A 20,511-nucleotide genomic window follows, 5' to 3' on the forward strand; every position below is an offset into this window, starting at 1 on the left:
GCCGCCTGATATGTCTCCGCGATATCCCGTGCCATCCTTGAAATCATGGACCAGAAGAAAGTTGCCTCATGCCGCATGAATTTCGTTTCATCTGCGACCGCGATACCCTGCGGCATTTTTCATTTCAAGCCGATCATAACCCACGATGTGAGCAATCCCGGCTAGCCCGCCTGCACGGTGTTTTCCTGGTCAGCAGGCGCGGCAACTTCAATCCTCGCCCGCCAGCAGGCAATGCCCGTCTCATCTAGTTCCGGGCGGTCGATCTGATATTCGGCGACGGTGAAGCCGTCCTTGGTGTAATGATCGACATCGTCGCCGGGAAAGGCGTTGCCCCAGCGGGCGGCGTAGCTGTGGCGGTTGTGGGTGATGAAGCGACCGCGGCCCTTGGTGCGGCCTTCATGATGGATGACGGTGGAACCCGCCACATATTCGAACACATTGGCCCCATGGCCGACGCGATAGCAGAGGTCGATATCTTCCTGCCCGTTGATGAAGACCGGATCGAAGCCGCCCACCGCCGCGAAATCGGTAGCGCGCATCGCGAAACAGGCGCCGGTGATGGCACGGAAGCGGCGATTGTCCTTTACCAGCGGGGAATCGGCGGCTTCATCGACATAGATGGGATAGCCAAGCGCCGTCTTGCCGGAAAAGACCACGCCCATGCACTGGAGGCGACCGTCAGGGTAGAGCAATTTGGGCTGCGTCCCCTTGACTTCGGGGTCGGCGAGCGGAGCGAGCAGCGGCTCCATCCAGCCGGCCTGCACTTCGGTATCATTATTGAGGAAGACGACCCGCGCGCCCTGCGACGCGGCAAAGCCGACATTGTTGCCGAGCGAGAAGTTGAGATTGTCAAAATTATGGATGACGGTGACCCGCCCGTCCCGCTCCGCCCAACTGTCGAGCAGGCCCGACGTTTCCTCGTCACTGCCATTATTGACCATGATGATCTCGACCTTCACCCGGCCGCAATGGCGGACCAGCGCGTTGAGGCATTTGTTGGTCAGCGAATATTGATTGAAAACGCACACGATGATCGAGACGAGGTCGGGATCGCGCTGCGGCGCCTGACCGCGAACGCTGTGCCAGTCGATCACCATCTGGTTGAGCGACAGGAAGCGCTTTTCCGGGCCAGCGCGATAGCCTTTATGCGCGATCGGTTCGCCGACCGGCGCGGTACGCCAGGCAGGCAGCGTCGGCACGGAGCCGCCTTCGAACGCCTTGGCCGACAGCGCCCGCAATGCCTTCATCCGGCCAGACCCGAAGGCGGAATTGACCCGGCGGGCATAGTCGGGATAGCGTTTATGGACGATCTCCATGGCGCTCTTGATGAGGCCGTCCTTTTCGCCGCCGAAGCTGGCGGTACGCTGATGGAAGACATAGGCGTGGGGGGTGATGAAATTCTTCCACCCGGCCTTCATCGTCCGCATGCAGAAATCATTTTCCTCGCCATAGCCGCGCGGGAACGTCTCTTCGTCGAACAGGCCGATATGGTCCATCAGGTCGCGGCGGATATAGAGGCAGAAGCCATTGCCGGTGGGCACGTCGATCGGCTCGGAGACCTGGGTGAAGGCAATGATCCGCTTGGCCCAGTCGTCATGGCTCATATCATCGGGCTTGGCGTTGACGATATTGGCGACCGGGAAGGAAAAGCTGCCCGAATTGTCGCCCATGGCCGTGACCGTGCCCGCCTTCGGCGTGCCGAAGGCAATCTTGCGCATGCCTTCGATCCAGCCGTCATGGACGATCGTATCGCTGTTGAGCAGCAGGATATCGTCACCCTCCGCCCAGCGGATGCCGCGATTGATGGTGCGGGTATAGCCCATATTCTGCGGGTTCACGAGCAGATGGAAGCCGGGATGACGGGCGAAGCGATCCAGCAGGGGCTGCACCAGTTCGTTGCTGCTGCCATCATTGATCATCAACACGCGGTCGCGGGTGAGATCGGTCTTGGCCAACACCGAGGTCAGGCAGCGCTCGACCGCTTCGGGCGCATTATAGACCGGCACGATGATGGTGAGGCGGCGCGTCTCATCGTCGCGCAGCGGGATTTCCTCCGCCAGGATCGCGGACAGCGCGTGGCGCAGATTGTTGCGCAGCACCACTGGCGAGAATTGGCGGATGATCTTTTCACGCCCGGCGTCGCCCATGGTCGCGATCAGGCCAGGGTCCTTGCACAACGTATTGACGCGCGCGACCACCGCCTCGACATCCTTGTAACCGACCAGGAAGCCGGTCTGGCCGTCGTCGATCAGTTCGGGGACCGCGCCCCAGCGATAGCCGATCACCGGACGGCGCGCGGCCTGCGCCTCGGCCACGGTACGGCCGAAGGATTCGGCGAAGTGGGAAAGCGCCATCACGACATTGAGCTGCGCCATCGCCTCGGCCGGGCTGTCGGCATAGCCCGCAAATTCCAGATTGCCGGGCAGCCCGGCGTCTTTCAGTTCCTCGACATAGGCATTTTCCGGGCCGATGACGCGGAAGCGGGCGTTGGGCACCAATTCCTCCGCCCGACGCGCGACCTCCACGAAATCGGCGATGCCCTTTTTGGGGATGTTGGAGCTGACGATGCCGAACACCACATGTTCGCCCACGACATTGGGCATGTCGAGCGAGTCGACCTTGGCGACATTGGGGACGTGGAAGCTGCGACGGCTGTGCGCGAACAGTTTTTGCGTCGCGGCGGAATTGGCGATGACATAGTCGGTCTGTTGCAGGATGCGCTTGATGATCCCGGCCGCGTCCATCCCCATGCGGTCGCACAGATGCTCGTCATGGTCGATCAGTTCGCGCGCATGGATCGCGGTCAAGCGACCGGCGCGGCGCGCGGCGATCAGCGGGTCGACCAGGACGATGGTGTTGCAATAGACGAGGCTGATATTGCGCTGTTCGATGATGTGGATGAAATCCTCGATCGAGGTTTCGTCGGGCCCGCGATTCTTCGTCCACTGGAAATAAGGGAAGGAATAGAGGCCGCAGCTTTTCTGCCGCAACAGCTCGATATAGTCGGGATTGCCTTCGCGCGGGACAGCCACATAGACGTTGAGCTTCATCTGCGCGAGCGCGTCGAGCATGTCGATGAAGCTGCGTTCGCCACCGAACATCTGCGGATTAACCTCATGCGCGCACAGCAGCACCGAAGGCGCGCTGTCGATGACCTCGATCGCGCCCTCTCGCCAGGCGGCCGGATCAGCCGCACGGCGACGCGGGGCGATCTTGCGCCCTTCGCGCTGTCCATTCTTGGCATAATGGGTAAGCGGATTCGCGCCCGCATCACGAACGTCGGGGTTGACCTCCAGATAGGCGGTCGTGCTGAAATGGGGCGACGGATCGCGCTTCAGCCGCGCACCAAGCCAAAGATAATGTTCGACCGGGTCCATCTGCAAAATGCTGACATCCGGATAGGTACGCAGATACCATTCCTCATCGAACAGACCCGACTGCTTGATCCGAGCGACATCCTCAGCGGACACCGCTTTTGCCAGTTTCACATTCTGCACCGAAGTCCCCTCACATCCCCGTAAGACTTGAAACCGCCGCTTCGGCCCCTCTCCCGTCACGCGCCCGACCACCCCGCTTTTCGCAGGAAGCGGCTTCACAGCAGTTTGAGCCTGACTACGCAAGCGCAACAAAGCAAGTGCAAAAATCGCAAGATTGGTTCGCCGCTCGCAGTGTTACAATTAGAATAAAATAATTTTAAACTGCATTGCAGCACCTATGGATCGGCCATGCCCGGCGGCAGACAGCGTGTATGAGCGGGAATGATTGCTCAGCTCAAAAGGAAATAAATTTGGCTAGGCGCGCAAATAAGTCAGAAAATATCCCCCTCATATGGCACCAAAAATACTATCTCTTTCTAAGCACGAAAATATTCTCATTACCAATAGATGTATAACCCAAAACTTCAAATCCGATATCATATTTCACATGTGAAAGCATTTCTAAAAAGGAAACATCCGTCCAAGCGTGAAAATGTATATCAAAATTCTTTTCAGATAAGCGGATCGCTTCTGGTAATATCTCTTCTTCCTTGAATTTATGACCAAATACTGGAACAGCGACATCCCTTATGAACTCGGCATACCCCTCCAGTCGCGTGGACTTTCCGCCATCACGCCAATCGGCGACTAAATGATCCAATGTTGTAGGGGAGCGCTTCCTATCGAATGTATGGCGTAGATCAGGTACTGACAGGATATGGATACCGCCCGGCACCAATACTCTCATCGCATGATAGATTGATCCGATCGGATCTTCCAGATGTTCGATGACGTGGGCTGAAATTACAAAGTCGAATCTATTGTCGGGTACACCTGCAAAATCTTGTGCATTAATATGTTCAGGCAGAGGTACTGCATCTCGCGCGAAATAATCCTTTAACGACTCGCCATCGCGAATGTCGCCATAGACGCAACGTGCATGTGCGGGGATCGGGAAGGGTCTGGGGCCGGCCCCAACTTCCACACCATATCCCTTGACGTAGAGGTCGGCTACAGCCTTGCGGACGGTTGCAACCTTAATTCGCGGCAATTCTTCGCTTTGCGCGCGACGCATCTTGTGCAGCGTTGCAACACGATGGGCCAGATCGGTCGGCTCCTTCGTCATCCAATAGGCAACATCCTCGTCCTTATATGGCACAATGATCTCCTTTTAAGAGCGCGATGCAGGGGAGTGCGGCCGTCGTCATGCGCCGGTCAGATTATGGAGACGCCGCCTGAGCTGCGCGCCGATGCCGGATTCTTCTTTCGTGAGAATGCCGATGTCGGACAATCGGTCGAAAATGCTGCGAATCCGGTTCGCATAGAGATGGTCCCGTTGGGTCCGCGCCTGCGCTGCCTGGGCCATATCCAACCATGCCTCTGGATGATCGCGAATCCATCGAAAGCGCTCCACGGCTTCCTCGACGCTCTCCACCAGAATCATTTCACGGTCACGAACGTAGTAATCCTCTATCTCCAAAGAATTGATGAAATAAATCTGCGGCGTTCCGGCCAGTGCGCATTCGAAAGTGCGTGGTCCAGGTGTGGTGGCAACCAGTTTGCGGTAATCGTTCGAAATATCATAGGTCCGGCCAATATTAAGTACAAGTTGCACAGCCGAATAATAATCTATGACCTGATCATGACTGCTGTCGCCAGCAAGATTTTGCAGGCCAACAATATCCCAGCTTGGCCCCATCACTACCAAGTCGTTGCGACTGAAACGCGGATAGGACAATAGATCGGATATGATCCTCTTGCGATTATTATAGGGATAGCCGCAGAAAAACATTCCTAACTGGCGCGTATCAAGCGGCGTGACCGGCCGGAAATCGCTTTTTGCTGCCGCCAGTGGCAAATGATAGACATGGCTCCGTTCAAGGAAATGAGCAGCCGCGTTGCGATCATTCGAAAAATATACGTCGAAATCGTTGGCGCGATAGCGCGCGTCAAATTCATAAGGATCATCCGTTGCCCAGAAAACCGACGGAATCCCCGCAATCTTCGCCATCGCAGCCATGGTGTTGAGGGGGACATGCTCCGAGATGGATGAACCAAGATAAAGAAGCAGGTCATAACCGGAGAAATCAGGCCGCTGGATCAGACGATCAGGATGAAAGACATCGACGATGCAAGTCTCACGCAGAACAGCCGCGATTTCCTTGTAGATATGCTCGTTCAGCTTACTCTCAAAGAGCGATGTGCTGAAAATTATCCGTAGCTTTGTCATTGATATTCCCACAGATTTTTGTTCAGCCGCCAAATTTGGCAACGACCTGAACGGAGTTGCCGCCTGTCCTGACAATAGCCGCTTCCGCATCGAGCCAGCCCAGGCTGACGTCCACGACGCCGGTAATCATAGCGTCAGGCGTGAGAAGGCGGATCTCACCGGCCATTCCCCAATATTGAGCATAGGAGTCGGCAAAAGCCGTACCGACATCGCCGCGCTCCTCGACCGCAAGGGAATGGAGAAATATCCCCTGTTGAGTCTTCAATATGGCAACAGGTTGCTGCTTGGGCATGGATTGGCGTCGTACCCAGCCATGTAATTCCAACGGTTGCGCATTTTTGATTTCAATCGGACCTTCGGGAAGGTCGACCACCTGCGTCTTGCCGACCTGATCCAACGCACCTTCGGCCGCCTCAATCGTTCCGTGAAAAGGCCGCAAACGGCCTAGTTGCGATATCAACGCTGCATTAGGTACGACTTCACGATTGGCTGAATGAGGGCCTTTGCCCTTGTTCCAGAAGGGCGTCCGCCGCCTCCGCTGGAGCACGTCCATGGTTACGCCAACCGCTGGCACATCCATCGGCTTGTTTTGACGCGGCGCGATGGAACGGCTTAAAACCTGCTGATATGCCTCATGATAGAGCGTGGCATGCTGTTCCTGATCGAGAAAAAGCGCGTCTGTAATTGTATCGCGCAAGGCCAGATAGGAGGCCCGATCGTCAGCGATCGAAACCAGAAGCGCACCCAGCGTCGCGGGTCGTTCAGGGTCGACCTTATACCCATTGACCCCATGTTCGACCCGTTGACCAAGCGCCCCGATATCCGTGACGATCGGCACCACGCGCGCTGCCCAAGCCTCTGACAAGGTCTGGCAATAGGTTTCGGGCCAGACCGAAAGGTGCAGCGAAAAGTCATATTGCGCGATATCGACCTCGCCGGGACTATAGCGTCCGTGAAAATGAGCGCGCGCGCCCAGCTTGGTAGCGAAACGCTCCTGCACCTTCTCGTTTATGCCACCGTGGAAGTGAAATTCAGCATCAATCGGTTTACAGGCGTTGATAGCGTCCAGCAGATATTTCGCGCCTTTATGATCATCGAAATTCCCCAAAATCATGAATCGCGTCGGCCGATCGCCAGCGTCCTGCACGTTCCGATTTGACTGACGCATCAACGTCCATTTGGAATTGGGGATCGGCGCGCCATGAACCCTAGCGCTCCCGGCAAGCGCCGTCTGCGGATAAACCCCTTCGTGAATGCCCTTGGCGGCACCGGATACGAACATCAAAGTACCAGCGTTGGCGATGACATCGCCATAATAGTCCCGCCGGGCTAGCTGACTAAGAATAGGAAATTCATAGGAATTCAACAAACATATGTCACAATCAGAAAGCTTCATCCGATCATTTTTACAATAATTTCCCTTATGATCTATCAGGATATGTTGGCGGCACATCGTATAAAAATCATGGAATGAAATACCGTATGGGACACCATAGCTTTGCGCGATATAGGCCAATGACGGCGTTTGATTTATAAAATGGAAAAAGTGGATCATGCTGAACTCATATTGCGCCAAGCAGGACCCGAAGAATTTTTCCAGTTCTGGATTTTCCAGATTATTATGACTTATCCCAAAAGTAGCGCGACTTACTTCGATAGGTTCATATTCGCTGTCGGTAAGAATGCCCCTGCGGCTCCCACCTTCAAGGGATTCGCAATAAAAGAAATAGATATCGTAATGATTCCGAAGATTCTGCGCGAGAATGTCCTGATGCACCTCCAAGCCACCGAAGCCGGGCTTCCTGATAATATTATGCACCACATAGAGTAGCTTGGGGCGGGCAGGCTGTGGAACCGCGACTGGTGCTGGGCGCTGCGCGTCGATCCGCATCAACTGTTCCAAGATCGTTACGAGCCGATGCTGATAGCTATGCAACTCGGCGACGCGATTGCGCAGTCGCAATGCCGCCTCACGCCGCCCTGCCGTGTCGGCCAATGCCGCGTCTATCAGGCGCAAAAGCTCATCATAATCGTCATAATAGGAGAGGAGATCGGATGGGAACAGGGCATGGAAGCCATCGCCGCCATTTTCCGAAATCTGATAGGCACCCGCCGCCCCGATCTCAAAAACCCGCGGACCTGGATTTGTCGATACGCCAAATGCGTCCGTACCGGAGAAGTTGCGGTGCAAGGACAGCGTTATGCGACTGCGGCGCGCATATTCGATGAAATCCGCGAAGGAAAGAGATTGAACATAGGAACTGGTCGACCCCGTCAATGGCAACAGGGGCACTGCAGGATTATATGTGAGTGCAATTTTGAAGCGGAGATTAGGCCGATCACGCATCAGCCGGTTGATCAGAACAATCCGGTTCGGCCATGCGGTTCCACAGAAGAAAATATCAAATTGTTCATCTTCCGGCATGGGCGCTTTGAGCAGTTCCGTCGATGCGCCGAGCGGGAGATAAAAACCCTTTTCGCCATAGGAAGGCAGCGAAAAGAGATCATTGGTACAGATGAGATCAAACAGATCAGCCGTCTTCAAATGCAGGTTTAGATTATATGGATCGTCAAATGTCCATAGCATTGCACTTGAACAATAGCTTATAGCAAATTTTATAATGTCAGAATTTAACCTCTGGCCATCTATACAAATTAGAACGGGATTTTGGAGTTTAGCGCAAATTTTTACCACATTATGATAAGAAGCGAGATGGACATGCTCCTTCCCAATCAAATCTATGGCATCATTTAAAATGGCCCGCGTTATATGGATATTCCTGGTATGGGTATTGCTATTGATGATCACCAGGTCTTTGCCATCCAACCATCGTTGAAGCGCCGTCGACAGGATAGTGCCGGGCTTCACTGGTGGAGTGATACTGGCCGCATTCTTGAACGCTTGTGCCAGTTGGGATCGGTCGGAAACCTGATCTGCGCCTGGAAGGTGAAATTCCAGATGAGCCGGCACCACATCGCTTGGCCCATCCAGCCAGTCCATGACCAGATTGGGCAAGTCGCCATTTATGGACGGCGTCGGCACGATCGGAGATGATATCCGGTCGGTCGGTGAGAAGCCGGATCGCAAGCCAGACCGAAGGAAATGGTCGAGTCCGCTGCGGTCATGCCCACAGATTAAAGCTTGAGCAGCGGCTTTATTCTGCCGCCTGTACCAAGCCTCTGCAAAAAGCAGGTTTGGCTGCAACGTGCCAGTGGTCGATAGTTGCCGGAAGATTTCAAGACCCTGTTCAACAGAATCCGAACTGCGATAGCCTGGCCAGATGGACGAAAAAAATACGGGGTCGAAACAAAGGCGCGCAGGATCGCTGATAGCGTCCTGCTGTTCCGCATCCGTTAGCGGCGCGGACTGCCACAGACCTGTTTTTTCCAATATTTGACGAAATCGCACAGCATTATGGAAGATCTCGTCGGCTTCTGCATAGGGGATGTAGAATGTCCGGCTGATCAAAGCCTCTGTAAAACCCGATTCCCGAATGGCGACCATCACCGGCCCAGAAGCGGAGTCCGATTCGAAGGGTATGGCAAATCCATAAGCCCCATCACCAAATCCAGCAGCCTTAACATCTTCCCGGAAATTATCAGCGACTACCCCTGTGGCAATCACTTCGCCATTTATAAAAGCATCAATGAGAAACGGAATATCCCGATTTTCACGCTTTACCCAGCCTGATATTATTCCGCCTTCTATGGAATCAATGCTTCCAATGACATTTTTATCATTCATGATTAATTCCATTTTCGACGAACGTTCCTAAATATCTTATTTGACTATACATCCCCTCGCCCTTCAAGGCAGGGGAATATGCCTGCTTCATGCGAAGCTCATGCACCACGCCGCCGACCCCGACATGCCCGACCGGCGTCTTCAGCACCTCTCGTTTGATCACAGGGCTGCTCCAGCCAGTGAATAAACAGATCAAACGCGAAAAATCCCTGATCCCTGTCTGCGATCCGTTGCTCAGATAGGCAGGATCAATCATTCGGTGAAGCAGACGCCGCAAGACGCAGTTCTTCAATGGCAGCATTGGGCGCCCGTCCTTCCGACAGGCCATAAGTCAGGAAATGGTCTACCGGATCTATATTTGCCTGCTGGACATCGGGGTTGGCAGCCAGATACCATTCCGCATCAAAGGCGGCACGATCCATGATGATACGCCGCTGGCGTTCAAGGGTCATTTTTCGGGTGAGAGACGGGAATGGCAAGACCGCCTGTGAAACCGCCGCCTCCAATGTTGCCATAAACTGCTGATAAAGACGCCGACCAAGAGCGTTGGCTCGCTCATCGCGCGCTGCAAGTTCGGATTTGTTGGCCATAACGGTAGCACGCAACATTTCTTTTTGCCGTTGCATATCCTCCATAGCCTTTTGAAGCGCACTGCGTGCCTGGCCGCTGTCGCTGGTGGCATGCGCCAATCGCTCCGCGCCCTCGTCCAGCGCTTTCCTCAGACGGTCGACTTCAGCCGCCGTGCGCGCAGCATCCGCCTGCGTATCATCAATCAGTCGTTTCTGCTGCTCAATGACGTCCTGCGCTTCGCTATGACGGGCTTGCCCATCGGCCAGAAGTCGCGCCTGTTCATCCATGCTCTTTTGCAATTGCACCACACGGACCTGGCGCTCGTTCACCTCTCTCTGGCGTTCATCCAACGTGCTCTGAAGTTGCCGTATGCGGGCCTCCCGTTCACCGGCGATCCGTTTTATCGTATTGAGGTCCGACTGCGTTTTAACGCCTGAATTAACGGCATCTTCCAATTCCATTTCGCGCTGAGCAAGCTCGGACGTCAAAATGGATAGCTCATCGAAACGCTGCCCCAGATCCGCTTCCAATGCGGCGTGCGTCCTTTCCAGGCCTTTCAGTTTCTGACGTACCTCCGTCAGTTCCCGTTCAAGAAGGGCGCACGCTTCGGCATGCGCGTATCTGTCCTCATGCGCCTGTTTGCTTGCAGCCAACAGAGCTTCGGCCGCCTGCTCCGTTTCAAGCTGACGCTGACGCAAAGCGCTCTCGGTCTGCGCCAGGCGGTTTTGCAAATCGGCGATTTCCGCTTCATTGGCGGCGCGCAGCGTTTTGAGCTGTTCGTCCAACTGGTGCGAACGATCTTCCCATTCACGGGCGACCTGCTCGGTCTGGTTCACCTTCATCTGGCTGTCGGCGACGGCCTGTTCCGTCTCCGACAGCGCTTGGGTCAAACTGGCCAAGTCCTGATCGCGGCTTGCGATCGCCTCGTCCTTTGCCGCCATCGCCCGATGCAGCGAGTCAACCATTTGGTTGCGCTCGGCAAGCGCCGCCCGTGCCGCATCCCGTTCCTGCCGGGCGGCGTGAAAATCTCGCTCCAGTGCGGCCTGCGCCTGTTCCAGAGCCTGAGCGCGCTGGGACTGCGTCCCCACATCCGCTTCAAGCGCGCTGTTCGCCGCGCTGAGCGCGTCGCGCTGCTGCCGGGCATCGGCCATGGCCTGTTCGAGGGCGAGCGCCTGCGCCTCCAGCGCAGCGACATGCTGCAATGCCTCGGCCTTCTCGGTCGCGAGCATGCCGCGCTCTTCGCGAAGCGAATCGCGCTCCTGCTGAGCGGCGAGATACTGCTCTTCCAAGACACGCGCTTCTTCCCGACCTTGTTCAGCCTGCTGTTGCGCAGCAGCGAGTTGGGTTTCGAGTTCGGCCTGGGCGGAAAACAGTTCCGCCTGCTTATCTTGCGCCGCGGCAACGGCGGCTTCGAGCGCGAGCTTTTCAGCCGCGAGCGCTGCATTCTGCTCAGCCGCCGCTGCCTGATCCGCTTCCAGTCGCGCGCGCGCTTCTCTTAAGGCATCCCGCTCCTTCTGCGTGGCAAGATGACGTTCCTCCAAAGCGGTTTTAGCCCGCTGGACCGAATCCGCCTGTTGCCGCGCGGCAGCGAGTTGAGCTTCGAGTTCGCTCTGACTGGCGGCCAGTTCATTTTGCTTCTCATGCGCCTGTGCGACAGCCTGCTCCAGCGCCTGCTTTTCGGCGGTAAGCGCGGCATTCTGCTCGACGGCGGCGGCTTGCTCCGCTTCCAGTCGCGCGCGCGTTTCTCTTAAAGCGTCCCGCTCTTTCTGCGTGGCAAGATGGCGCTCCTCCAAAGCGGTTTTGGCTCGCTGGACCGATTCGGCCTGTTGCCGGGCTGCGGCGAGTTGGGTTTCCAGTTCGCTCTGGCTGGTGACCAACGCATTCTGCTTGTCTTGCACCTCCGCAACGGCTTGCTCCAGCGCCAGCTTTTCGGCGGCAAGCGCTTCATTCTGCTCGGCGGCCGCTGCTTGCTCTGATTCCAGTCGGGCGCGGACTTCTCTTAGGGTGTCCCGCTCTTTCTGCGTGGCGAGATGGCGCTCTTCCAAAGCTGTCTTTGCGCGCTGGATCGCTCCAGCCCGTTCCAGTGCGGCGGCTGCTTGGGCTTCAACTTCGGCATGGAGCGCTTTCAGCGCATCGCGGTCCTCGCTGGTTTCGGCCAGCATAGCCGCCAGCGCTTGCTTCTCTGCGGCAAGCGCAGCCTGTTGCTTGGCGGCCTCCGCCTGCTCGGATTCAAGCCGAACGCGCACCTCCCTTAAGGCATCGCGCTCCTTCTGCGTGGCGAGGTGGCGTTCCTCCAAAGCGGTTTTGGCCCGCTGGATCGAATCCGCCCGTTCCAGTGCGGCTGCCGCCTTGGCTTCGATGTCTGCGCCCTGCGCCTTAAGCGCATCGCGGTCCGCACTGATTTCAGCCAACGTGGCTTCCAACACCTGCTTTTCAGCCGCCAGTGCATTCTGCTGAGCGACCGCCTCCGCCTGCTCAGCCTCCAGTCTGGCGCGATCTTCCCTTAGGCCATTGCGCTCCTTTTGCGTAGCGAGATGGCGCTCCTCCAAGGCGATTTTGGCTTGCTGAATAGCATGGGCTTTTTGCTCGGCAGCCTTCGCCTTCGCCTCAATCTCGGCATGGCTGGCCTTTAGCGTGTCAAAATCCTGACTGGTTTGGGCCAGCGTGGCTGCCAACGCCTGTTTTTCGGCCAGCAGCGCATCGCGTTCGCCCTGAGTTGCCCGTTCGCGCTGTTCCAGTTCGGCCTTCGCCCGCTGCAAGGCATCCAGTTCGGCCTTCGAAGACTCGGCCTGCTTCTCAATTTCGATCTGACGCGATTTGATTTCATCGCGTTCCTGTTGAATCTCAGCGACCCGCGCAAAACGCTCGTCATTGTCTTTCGCTATGGAAGCAAAAGCATGTCCGGCAACATTAAATTCACTCCGAACCGAGTCCAATATTGCCCGACCCGCTTCATTTTCTCCATTAGCAGCAAAATCGCTAAAAACAGTGAAGCAAGTTTCAGCCCACTTCCCACCATAGCTAAGCGCTCGAAGCGATTTTGCGCTATCTTTATGATGGCGCATATTATCATTCAAGAAATTCGCCAATTCACGTCGTGCTTTATCAGAATTACGCGGCCAATATAGTCCAAGCGCTTCTTCCGAACGATTGATAAAGCCGCTGGTATCCTCCAGCAATTCGTCATAGCTGGTGAAAAAGCGGCGCATGCCGCGCGTGGCGCGTTCTCCGTCGAGCATGTAACGCAGCCACATGAAGACGCCGCGCGACATTAGAAATTTGTTACGCCGTTCCAGCGAGCGAGCAACCTCCACGGGGTTGCGCAATGTATGAATCGCGACCGGCTCAATATCCAATTGCTCAAAAATCGTACGCCAAAAAGGCATCAAGACGCATAGACGCGGGTCCTTGAACACAAAAAGTGGCGACTCGCCGAATTCACTTTGCATCAGATCAATGGCGCGATCGCGGAATCGCTGCATGGCAGAGGAGCGGAACCAATCCGGATTAAATTCCTGCCATTCGCACCATTCCGAGCCTCCCGAAACGAGCATTTCTTCATTCAAGTCTTTTATCGGCTTCGATTCCCAATAGCCGGGCGAATTCCATTGGTCGGCCCCTATTAATTTGGGCGGCATATCACACCCAAGCAGGTTCAGGGCGCGGGAGAGGGCGCTAGTGCCGGAACGATGCATGGCCACCACCAGCACGGCGGTCCGCTTCGTATCCATGCTCATAGGTTGGGCCTGCTGTTGCGGCGCAGCGACAGAGCGTCCTCGTGACGGTTGCTTGTTCGTCGCGTTAGCATCCTTAGTCGAAACTGTATCGTTCACCTAAAGCCTACCCCTATTTGCCTTGGTCGCCACATCTCTGACCGGCAGACCCTTCCTGTCAATGACAAACCCCCGCCCTTCGCTAGATCATGATGCCCTACGCAAAGGGCGTGACGATTTGCTGACGGCACCAACAGGCCGATGCGCGGCAAAATGCCTCCAATCAATATCCAGCATCTCTTGCCCCATGCGGCATCGCAACATCATCTTGCAATCGTCTCAAGCGCAATTTAGACCCGCGAACGCCTTTCATGGGGAGTGAGACGTGCGTAAGGGAATAATATTGGCGGGTGGTTCCGGCACAAGACTATATCCATTAACCAAGGGCGTCTCCAAGCAATTGATGCCGGTTTATGACAAGCCGATGATCTATTATCCGCTCTCGACGCTGATGTTGTCGGGGATTCGCGACATCATGATCATCACGACACCCCATGATGCACCGTCTTTCCAGGCCTTGCTTGGCGATGGCAAGGAATTGGGCATCAACCTGACCTATGCCGTGCAGCCAGAGCCCAAGGGGTTGGCGCAGGCCTATCATATCGGTGCCGATTTTGTTGGCAGCGATCCTTCCACACTCGTTCTGGGCGATAATATATTCTATGGTCACGGCCTAATCGACCTGCTGAATCGCGCAAGCGAGCGTGAGAGCGGGGCCACGGTCTTTGGCTATTATGTCCGTGATCCCAAGGCCTATGGCGTCGTCTCTTTCGATGCGGACGGCCGGGCCGAGACGATCGAGGAAAAGCCCGAAGATCCAAAGTCAAACTACGCCGTCACTGGCCTGTATTTCTATGATGGCCGGGCGGTCGACATGGCGCGCGACCTGGCGCCCTCGCCACGCGGCGAACTGGAAATCACCGATCTCAATCGCCTGTATCTTGAAGAAGGTTCGCTGTCGGTCGAGATTATGGGCCGCGGCTATGCCTGGCTGGACACCGGGACGCATGGGTCGCTGCTCGACGCGGCGCTCTATGTGCGGGTGACCGAAGACCGGCAGGGATTGAAGATTTGCTGCCCGGAGGAAATCGCCTGGCGGCAGGGCTTCATTGATGACGCCCAGTTGGAAGCGGTGGCATCGCCGCTGCGCAAAAGCGGCTATGGCAATTATCTGATGGACCTTCTCAAAGGCAAGGGTGCGATCGCATGAACATCGTCGAAACCGCCATTCCCGGCCCGTTGATCATCGAACCGCGCGTGTTCGGCGACGATCGCGGCTTCTTTTACGAAAGCTGGAATGCGGACGCCTTCAAGGCGGCGGGGCTGGACCTGGATTTCGTGCAGGATAATCACAGCAAGTCGGCGCGCGGCGTGCTGCGCGGGCTGCATTTCCAGAACCCCAATCCGCAGGGCAAGCTCGTCCGCGTGGTCGCTGGGCGGGTGTGGGACGTGGCGGTGGATATCCGCAAGTCCAGCCCGCATTTCGGCAAATGGGTCGGCCTTGAACTGTCCGCCGCGAACAAGAAAATGTTCTGGGTGCCGCCGGGCTTTGCCCATGGCTTCATCAGCCTGGAGGACGGCACCGAATTTCTCTACAAATGCACCGCCAATTATGACCCGTCGGCCGAACATTCGCTGATGTGGAACGATCCGGCGGTGGGCATCGAATGGCCGCTCGAAGGGATCGAACCGATCCTGTCGGGCAAGGATGCGCAGGGTCAGGCGCTGGCCGAGATCGAGGCTTTCGCATGAAGGCGGTGATCGTCGGGGCCAAGGGCCAGTTGGGACGCGGTTTGCAGGCGACTGCACCGGCGGGGGCCGTGCTAAGCTGCGTCGATGTTGATGAACTCGACATCACCCAGGCTGATGCGGTGCAGGCCTATCTGGCGCAGGAAAGGCCGGACCTGCTGCTGAACGCGGCGGCCTATACGGCGGTCGACAAGGCGGAGCAGGAAGAGGATCTGGCGCTGGCGATCAACGGCACCGCCGTCGGCACGCTGGCCGATGCCGCACGCGCCGTTGGCGCGCGGTTCGTCCATGTCTCGACCGATTTCGTGTTCGATGGACTGGCGGGCGTGCCCTATGCGCCCGACGCGCCGACTGCGCCCCTGAGCGCCTATGGCCGCACCAAGCTGGTTGGCGAGCAATTGGCTGGCCCCGATGCGCTGATCGTGCGGACGGCGTGGGTTTATGCGCCGACGGGCGGCAATTTCGTTCGTACCATGTTGCGACTGATGGCCGAGCGCCCGGAAGTGCGTGTGGTCGCCGACCAGATCGGAACGCCGACCTATGCGCCGGGCCTTGCCGCGGCGTTGTGGACGATGGCCGCGGCTGGCGTCACCGGCCTGCACCATTATACGGATGCCGGTGCGGCAAGCTGGTACGACTTTGCCGTCGCAATCCAGGAGGAAGCACTGGCGAGCGGCCTGCTGACGCAGAAGGCGACGGTCATTCCGATCCCGACCAGCGCTTATCCGACGCCCGCCACGCGGCCGCATTATTCGGTGCTGGACAAGGCATCGACTTTCGAAGCGCTGGGTGGCCCGACGCCGCATTGGCGCGACAATCTGCGCGTCATGATGGCGCAGATCAAGGAACAAGGTTGAAGGCAAAAGCCCCGGTCGGTCAGGCCGGGGCTTTTTTCTGCTCCAGACCAAGCGCGCGCAACAGGCTATCAACGCTGTCATCCCAGTCCTCGCCGACCGGAATCGGTGGATCGGCTTCCAGCAACGTGGCGAGGATGCTGTCGGCAAGCGCCGCTGGCCTGTCGTCATCGAAGTAGAAAAGCCCCGGTCGCGCCAGTTCGCGGAAGACCGGCAGGTCGCGTGCCAAAACCTTGCGCCCCTGGCGCAGCGCTTCGACGATCGGCAGGCCGAAGCCTTCACCGCGTGAGGGCATGACGACGAGGGCGGCGCGGGCATAGAGCGCGGCGAGCAGTTCATCCGATGCCCGGCTAAGCCAAGTCAGTCGATGGTCGGCCCGCGCTTCCAGCGCCGCGAGGCGGGCCTGCATCGCCTCGGTACGCCAGCCTGGCCGCCCGACGATCAGGACATGCGGCGCTTCGGCAGGCTGCGTCTGCCAAAGATATTCCATGGCATCGAGCACGCAATCATGGCCTTTGCGCGGCTCGATCGTGCCGACCATCAATATCGTGCGCGCCCGTTCGGCGCGGGCTATTGCTGCCCGCCCCTTCTCCCCGATGCCGCAGCTGGGGTTGGTCGCATCCACCGCGCCGCTGAGCGGCATGACCGTCACGGCGATGGCATCGCGGCGCGCGACCTTGCTGGCCGCCAGCCAAGCGTGAAAATCGGCGGCAACCTGTTGCGAAATGCAGATGGTGCGATCGCTCAGGCGGCCGACAACGCCGATCCATTTCCTGAAATTGCGCCCGGTACTGTGCGGAAACCAGTGCGGATGCTGGAGTGGCAGCAAATCATAGATGACAATGTTGATGGAAGCACCAGCGCGACGCCAGCGCGCCAACTGCCGCTGGTGCCGCGACAGACGATGGGCGGCGAGATCAAGGCCCAGAAAGATGTCCCCCGGCCCGGCGTGGATGAGCGGCGCATCGGCGGAGGGCAGCGACAGGCCGCCATTGGCCGCATCCACCGTGGCTAGAGCATATCCCCGTTTTGCCGTAGCAGCGACCGGCAGAACAAGGATGCCGTCCAGTTGCACGCGGGCGAGGTGGAGCCAAATGGCCCGCACCACCCGCTGAATGCCGGTTCCGGCATCATGCTGGGCGATGGTCGACAGATCGACCAGCAGGCGGCGAGGGGCGGCTGGAAGCGGGTCCGTCCGCCGGACTGCCGAAGGAATTATCCGTTCGAGCAGTCCTGCAATCCAGTTCATTCCCGTTCATGCGCCTTATAAAAGGCGTAGGCTTCATCCATGTCCGCGAAACCAGTCAAAGTCCCCTGTGCCAATACACCGGCGGAATCGCAATGTTCTCTGATATAGTTATCATTATGCGATACTATAACCATCGCTCGATCTTTTCGCTTGATGAACATCTCATCGCGACATTTTTGTTGGAACCGAGCGTCACCAACCGCCACAATCTCGTCGATCAGGAAACAATCGAAATCTACAGCCAAGGAAATGCCAAAACCCAGTCGCGCACGCATGCCCGATGAATAGCTTTTTATGGGCTCGTCCATATAGCGGCCCAATTCAGCAAACTCATCAACCAGACCGATCATCTCGACAGGGTCTTTACCGTATACGCGCGAGATGAAACGCACATTATCCGCGCCAGTCAACGATTGCTGAAATGCGCCAGAAAAGGCGAGCGGCCAACTAATCGACATATCAGTGACGATACGTCCTTGCGTCGGAAGTTCGATACCGCTGATCATTCGAATCAGCGTGGATTTACCCGCTCCGTTCCGGCCCAGGATGCCAATTTTCTCGCCGCGTTTTATACTGAGATCGACATTGCGAAACACCCAGCGGTGGCCACGACGAGTCTCGTAAGCCTTTCCCACATTCTGTAGCTGAATCATGCGGGTACCAGGTTACGGCTTGCGCGCCGTATCTCCGACAGAGCGAAGAGTGACAGGCCAAGATTGCATAGGGCCATATAGCTCAGATCATAATAGGGCGTGAAATAGGACCCGAAGAAGCCGTCCCGAACGCATTCAACGCCATGCACCATCGGCAAATACAAAATCCACTGCCGGAATTCGGCCGGTAGCGATTCCACGAGAAATGCCGCGCCTGAGAGCGGGAACAATAGATAGGCCATCGGGTGCCAGAATTTGTCGATCAGTTCAAATCGGTTCGACAAGGCCCCCAGGAACATGCCCAGAGACGAACCAAACCATACCAGCATGACCCATCCGAGTACGACCTTGAGCGGATCCTCTGGTAGCTTCATCCAGCCGACGGCCGAAAAAAACATCGTCAAAATAAGAAAGGAAATGCCCACGCCAACAGCTTCGAGCAACAGGCGGGCGGCGAATATGTCGATGACCTTGACGTTGCGATGATACATTAACGACAAATTAGGCTCGATCGAACCGACGAGGCGCGATGGCATGTTGCGCCATACCAGCACGCTTGAATAGCCCGTCAGAGCAAAGGCGGAAATCGGCAGATCGGACCCGTGAACCGTTTTGGTTGCGGTCCACAGCAGCGTAACGCCGATGGTGAAAATCATCGGCTCCACGAACAACCAGAGAAAACCGATATTGTGCCGGCCGTAGCGGGTAATGACCTCCCGCATCAGCAATGCGCCAATCACCCGCCGCTGGATCGCCCAGGACCGCAGGAAGCTGATTGGAGGTGGCTCCTGCATCTGTGTCATTAGTCGCGATGTTCCTTGACACCACTCACAAGCATCGAAAGCACGGCCCAGATCACCAGTCCAACCACAAATGTACTCAATATACCGCGCAGACGCCTAGGCTCTGCGGGATAGTCAGGGTTGTTGGGTTCGACGATTCGTTCGACATAGGCCCGCTTGCGGCGCGCTTCGTTCCGCGCGTCCTGTAGCGAACTGATCGCCGCGCCAAGCTGGCGATCCGCCAACTGACTTTCGAGTTGCAGACGCTGGAATTGCGCAGCCGTCGCTGCCAGGGATTTCTGATTACCCGCGACCAGACCCGTCTGCTTGTCAATCTCACGATTGAGGGATTGCACGCGGTTCTGCAACACGGGTATCTGCGGGTTTTGCGGTGTGAAGGCCCGCAACTGGATCAACTGGGTCTGCGTCGCGATCATCTCGTCCTGCAGTTTCGAGATCATCTGCAACTGGACGGTCGCCTGCTTTTCAGGATCCACGACGCCTTCGCGATTGCGGTAATCGGACAAGGCCAGAGCCGCCGTGCGCGCCGCCGCCTTCGCTTCATTCAACTCATTATTAGCATAGTCGATGAGGTCCGAACGGGCGCGGCCGTTTAGTTCATTGACCAGAGCCTCGGCCTGAACCAGCAAGCGGCGGTTAATCTCAAACGCATCCTGTGGCGTGAATGCACGCACACGCAGGGCTGTAATCGACGAGGTCACGTCATGAGCAACCTCCACCTTGCCTGTGTAATATTTGTATAGCTTTTCTCGCACGCCACCCCGGTTGAAAGGATTAAAGCGGTTGAGGATTGATACATTTTCGTTGCCATAAGCGTTAGCAACAAGGCCATCCCGGTTCAGCGTCGATAGCGCATCGCGAGAAGTTATATATTCCTTCGTCGCATAGCCTTCGTTAGCATCATTGGACATTCCGCCCGCTCTGAACAAAGCCCCTAGACCACCGGCGCTGCTTTTTTCGGGGCTTCGTACAACAAAGCGTGATTCCGAGATGTATACATCGGAACTCAGCGAAAAATAGACAGCAGAAATCATGGTCGGGACAATTACTGTCACGACAAAGAGGATCGGCAATTTGCCGATACGTTCAGGAATTTTGATCATCGGTACCCGGCATGCCTTTTGTTCGCGCTCGTGTTAGGGGGTGCGTTTGGCAAAGTCCAGTGGATTGAAATCCGCATGCGACGACCTGTAGTGCGGGAAAGCTGTGTCTTTATAATCTTAAAACGCCATGCTAGGGCGAGCGAATATCTTACTGCGGGGGTCGTCTAAGGCTATGAAAATCACGATGATCGGCACGGGTTATGTGGGCCTGGTGTCAGGGGCCTGTTTTGCGGATTTCGGCCATGATGTGGTCTGCGTTGACAAGGATGCGGGCAAGATTGCGGCGATCGAAGCGGGGCGGATGCC

The 20,511-nt window shown here is 56.9% G+C and carries 13 protein-coding genes and 1 pseudogene; 4 read left to right on the forward strand and 10 right to left on the reverse strand.

Annotation, left to right across the window (positions count from 1 at the left end):
- Positions 1–161 precede the first annotated feature (161 nt).
- From J2W40_RS12375 to J2W40_RS12400, 6 genes are all read right to left on the reverse strand, one after another.
- Positions 162–3,497 (reverse strand): glycosyltransferase, encoded by a 3,336-nt coding sequence (locus tag J2W40_RS12375; protein WP_310225164.1) that lies wholly within the window; start codon positions 3,495–3,497, stop codon positions 162–164.
- A gap of 346 nt (positions 3,498–3,843) precedes the next feature.
- Positions 3,844–4,635, reverse strand: coding sequence for a methyltransferase domain-containing protein (locus tag J2W40_RS12380; RefSeq protein ID WP_310225166.1), 792 nt, complete (start codon positions 4,633–4,635; stop codon positions 3,844–3,846).
- A 45-nt stretch (positions 4,636–4,680) separates the two neighbouring features.
- Complete coding sequence (locus J2W40_RS20650; protein ID WP_310225168.1) at positions 4,681–5,706, reverse strand: CgeB family protein; 1,026 nt, start codon at positions 5,704–5,706, stop codon at positions 4,681–4,683.
- 22 nt (positions 5,707–5,728) lie between these two features.
- Positions 5,729–9,451: a glycosyltransferase family protein gene (locus tag J2W40_RS12390; protein WP_310225169.1), complete on the reverse strand. Its 3,723-nt coding sequence runs from the start codon at positions 9,449–9,451 to the stop codon at positions 5,729–5,731.
- Positions 9,444–9,707: a hypothetical protein gene (locus J2W40_RS12395; protein WP_310225171.1), complete on the reverse strand. Its 264-nt coding sequence runs from the start codon at positions 9,705–9,707 to the stop codon at positions 9,444–9,446. Before J2W40_RS12395 ends, J2W40_RS12390 begins: the two co-directional genes overlap by 8 nt.
- The gene (locus J2W40_RS12400; RefSeq protein ID WP_310225173.1) at positions 9,700–13,758 is read right to left on the reverse strand and encodes a hypothetical protein; all 4,059 of its coding nucleotides are present in this window, start codon (positions 13,756–13,758) and stop codon (positions 9,700–9,702) included. Before J2W40_RS12400 ends, J2W40_RS12395 begins: the two co-directional genes overlap by 8 nt.
- Before the next feature lie 361 nt (positions 13,759–14,119).
- Between J2W40_RS12400 and rfbA the strand changes: the two genes are divergently transcribed.
- From rfbA to rfbD, 3 genes are read left to right on the forward strand one after another with little or no spacing between them, the layout of a single operon-like run.
- The gene (gene rfbA, locus J2W40_RS12405; protein ID WP_310225175.1) at positions 14,120–15,004 is read left to right on the forward strand and encodes a glucose-1-phosphate thymidylyltransferase RfbA; all 885 of its coding nucleotides are present in this window, start codon (positions 14,120–14,122) and stop codon (positions 15,002–15,004) included.
- On the forward strand, positions 15,001–15,546 hold the full coding sequence (rfbC, locus tag J2W40_RS12410) for a dTDP-4-dehydrorhamnose 3,5-epimerase (protein WP_310225177.1): 546 nt from the start codon (positions 15,001–15,003) through the stop codon (positions 15,544–15,546). Before rfbA ends, rfbC begins: the two co-directional genes overlap by 4 nt.
- Positions 15,543–16,400, forward strand: a complete 858-nt coding sequence (gene rfbD, locus J2W40_RS12415; RefSeq protein ID WP_310225179.1) for a dTDP-4-dehydrorhamnose reductase — start codon at positions 15,543–15,545, stop codon at positions 16,398–16,400. The genes rfbC and rfbD overlap by 4 nt, the downstream gene beginning before the upstream one ends.
- A gap of 19 nt (positions 16,401–16,419) precedes the next feature.
- On the opposite strand, the gene J2W40_RS12420 is transcribed toward rfbD, so the two are convergent.
- From J2W40_RS12420 to J2W40_RS12435, 4 genes are read right to left on the reverse strand one after another with little or no spacing between them, the layout of a single operon-like run.
- Positions 16,420–17,646, reverse strand: coding sequence for a glycosyltransferase (locus J2W40_RS12420; protein WP_310225181.1), 1,227 nt, complete (start codon positions 17,644–17,646; stop codon positions 16,420–16,422).
- Positions 17,643–18,299 (reverse strand): ABC transporter ATP-binding protein, encoded by a 657-nt coding sequence (locus J2W40_RS12425; protein WP_310225183.1) that lies wholly within the window; start codon positions 18,297–18,299, stop codon positions 17,643–17,645. Before J2W40_RS12425 ends, J2W40_RS12420 begins: the two co-directional genes overlap by 4 nt.
- On the reverse strand, positions 18,296–19,093 hold the full coding sequence (locus J2W40_RS12430; protein ID WP_310225185.1) for an ABC transporter permease: 798 nt from the start codon (positions 19,091–19,093) through the stop codon (positions 18,296–18,298). The genes J2W40_RS12425 and J2W40_RS12430 overlap by 4 nt, the downstream gene beginning before the upstream one ends.
- 8 nt (positions 19,094–19,101) lie before the next feature.
- Entirely contained in the window at positions 19,102–20,205 is a 1,104-nt protein-coding gene (locus J2W40_RS12435) for a KpsE/RkpR family capsule polysaccharide export protein (protein WP_310225186.1), read from the reverse strand.
- Between the two features lie 172 nt (positions 20,206–20,377).
- Between J2W40_RS12435 and J2W40_RS12440 the strand changes: the two are divergent.
- Positions 20,378–20,511 (forward strand): annotated as a pseudogene (locus J2W40_RS12440) (UDP-glucose 6-dehydrogenase); the annotation flags it as partial.

The organism is Sphingobium xenophagum (assembly GCF_031457465.1).
GTDB lineage: Bacteria > Pseudomonadota > Alphaproteobacteria > Sphingomonadales > Sphingomonadaceae > Sphingobium > Sphingobium xenophagum_A.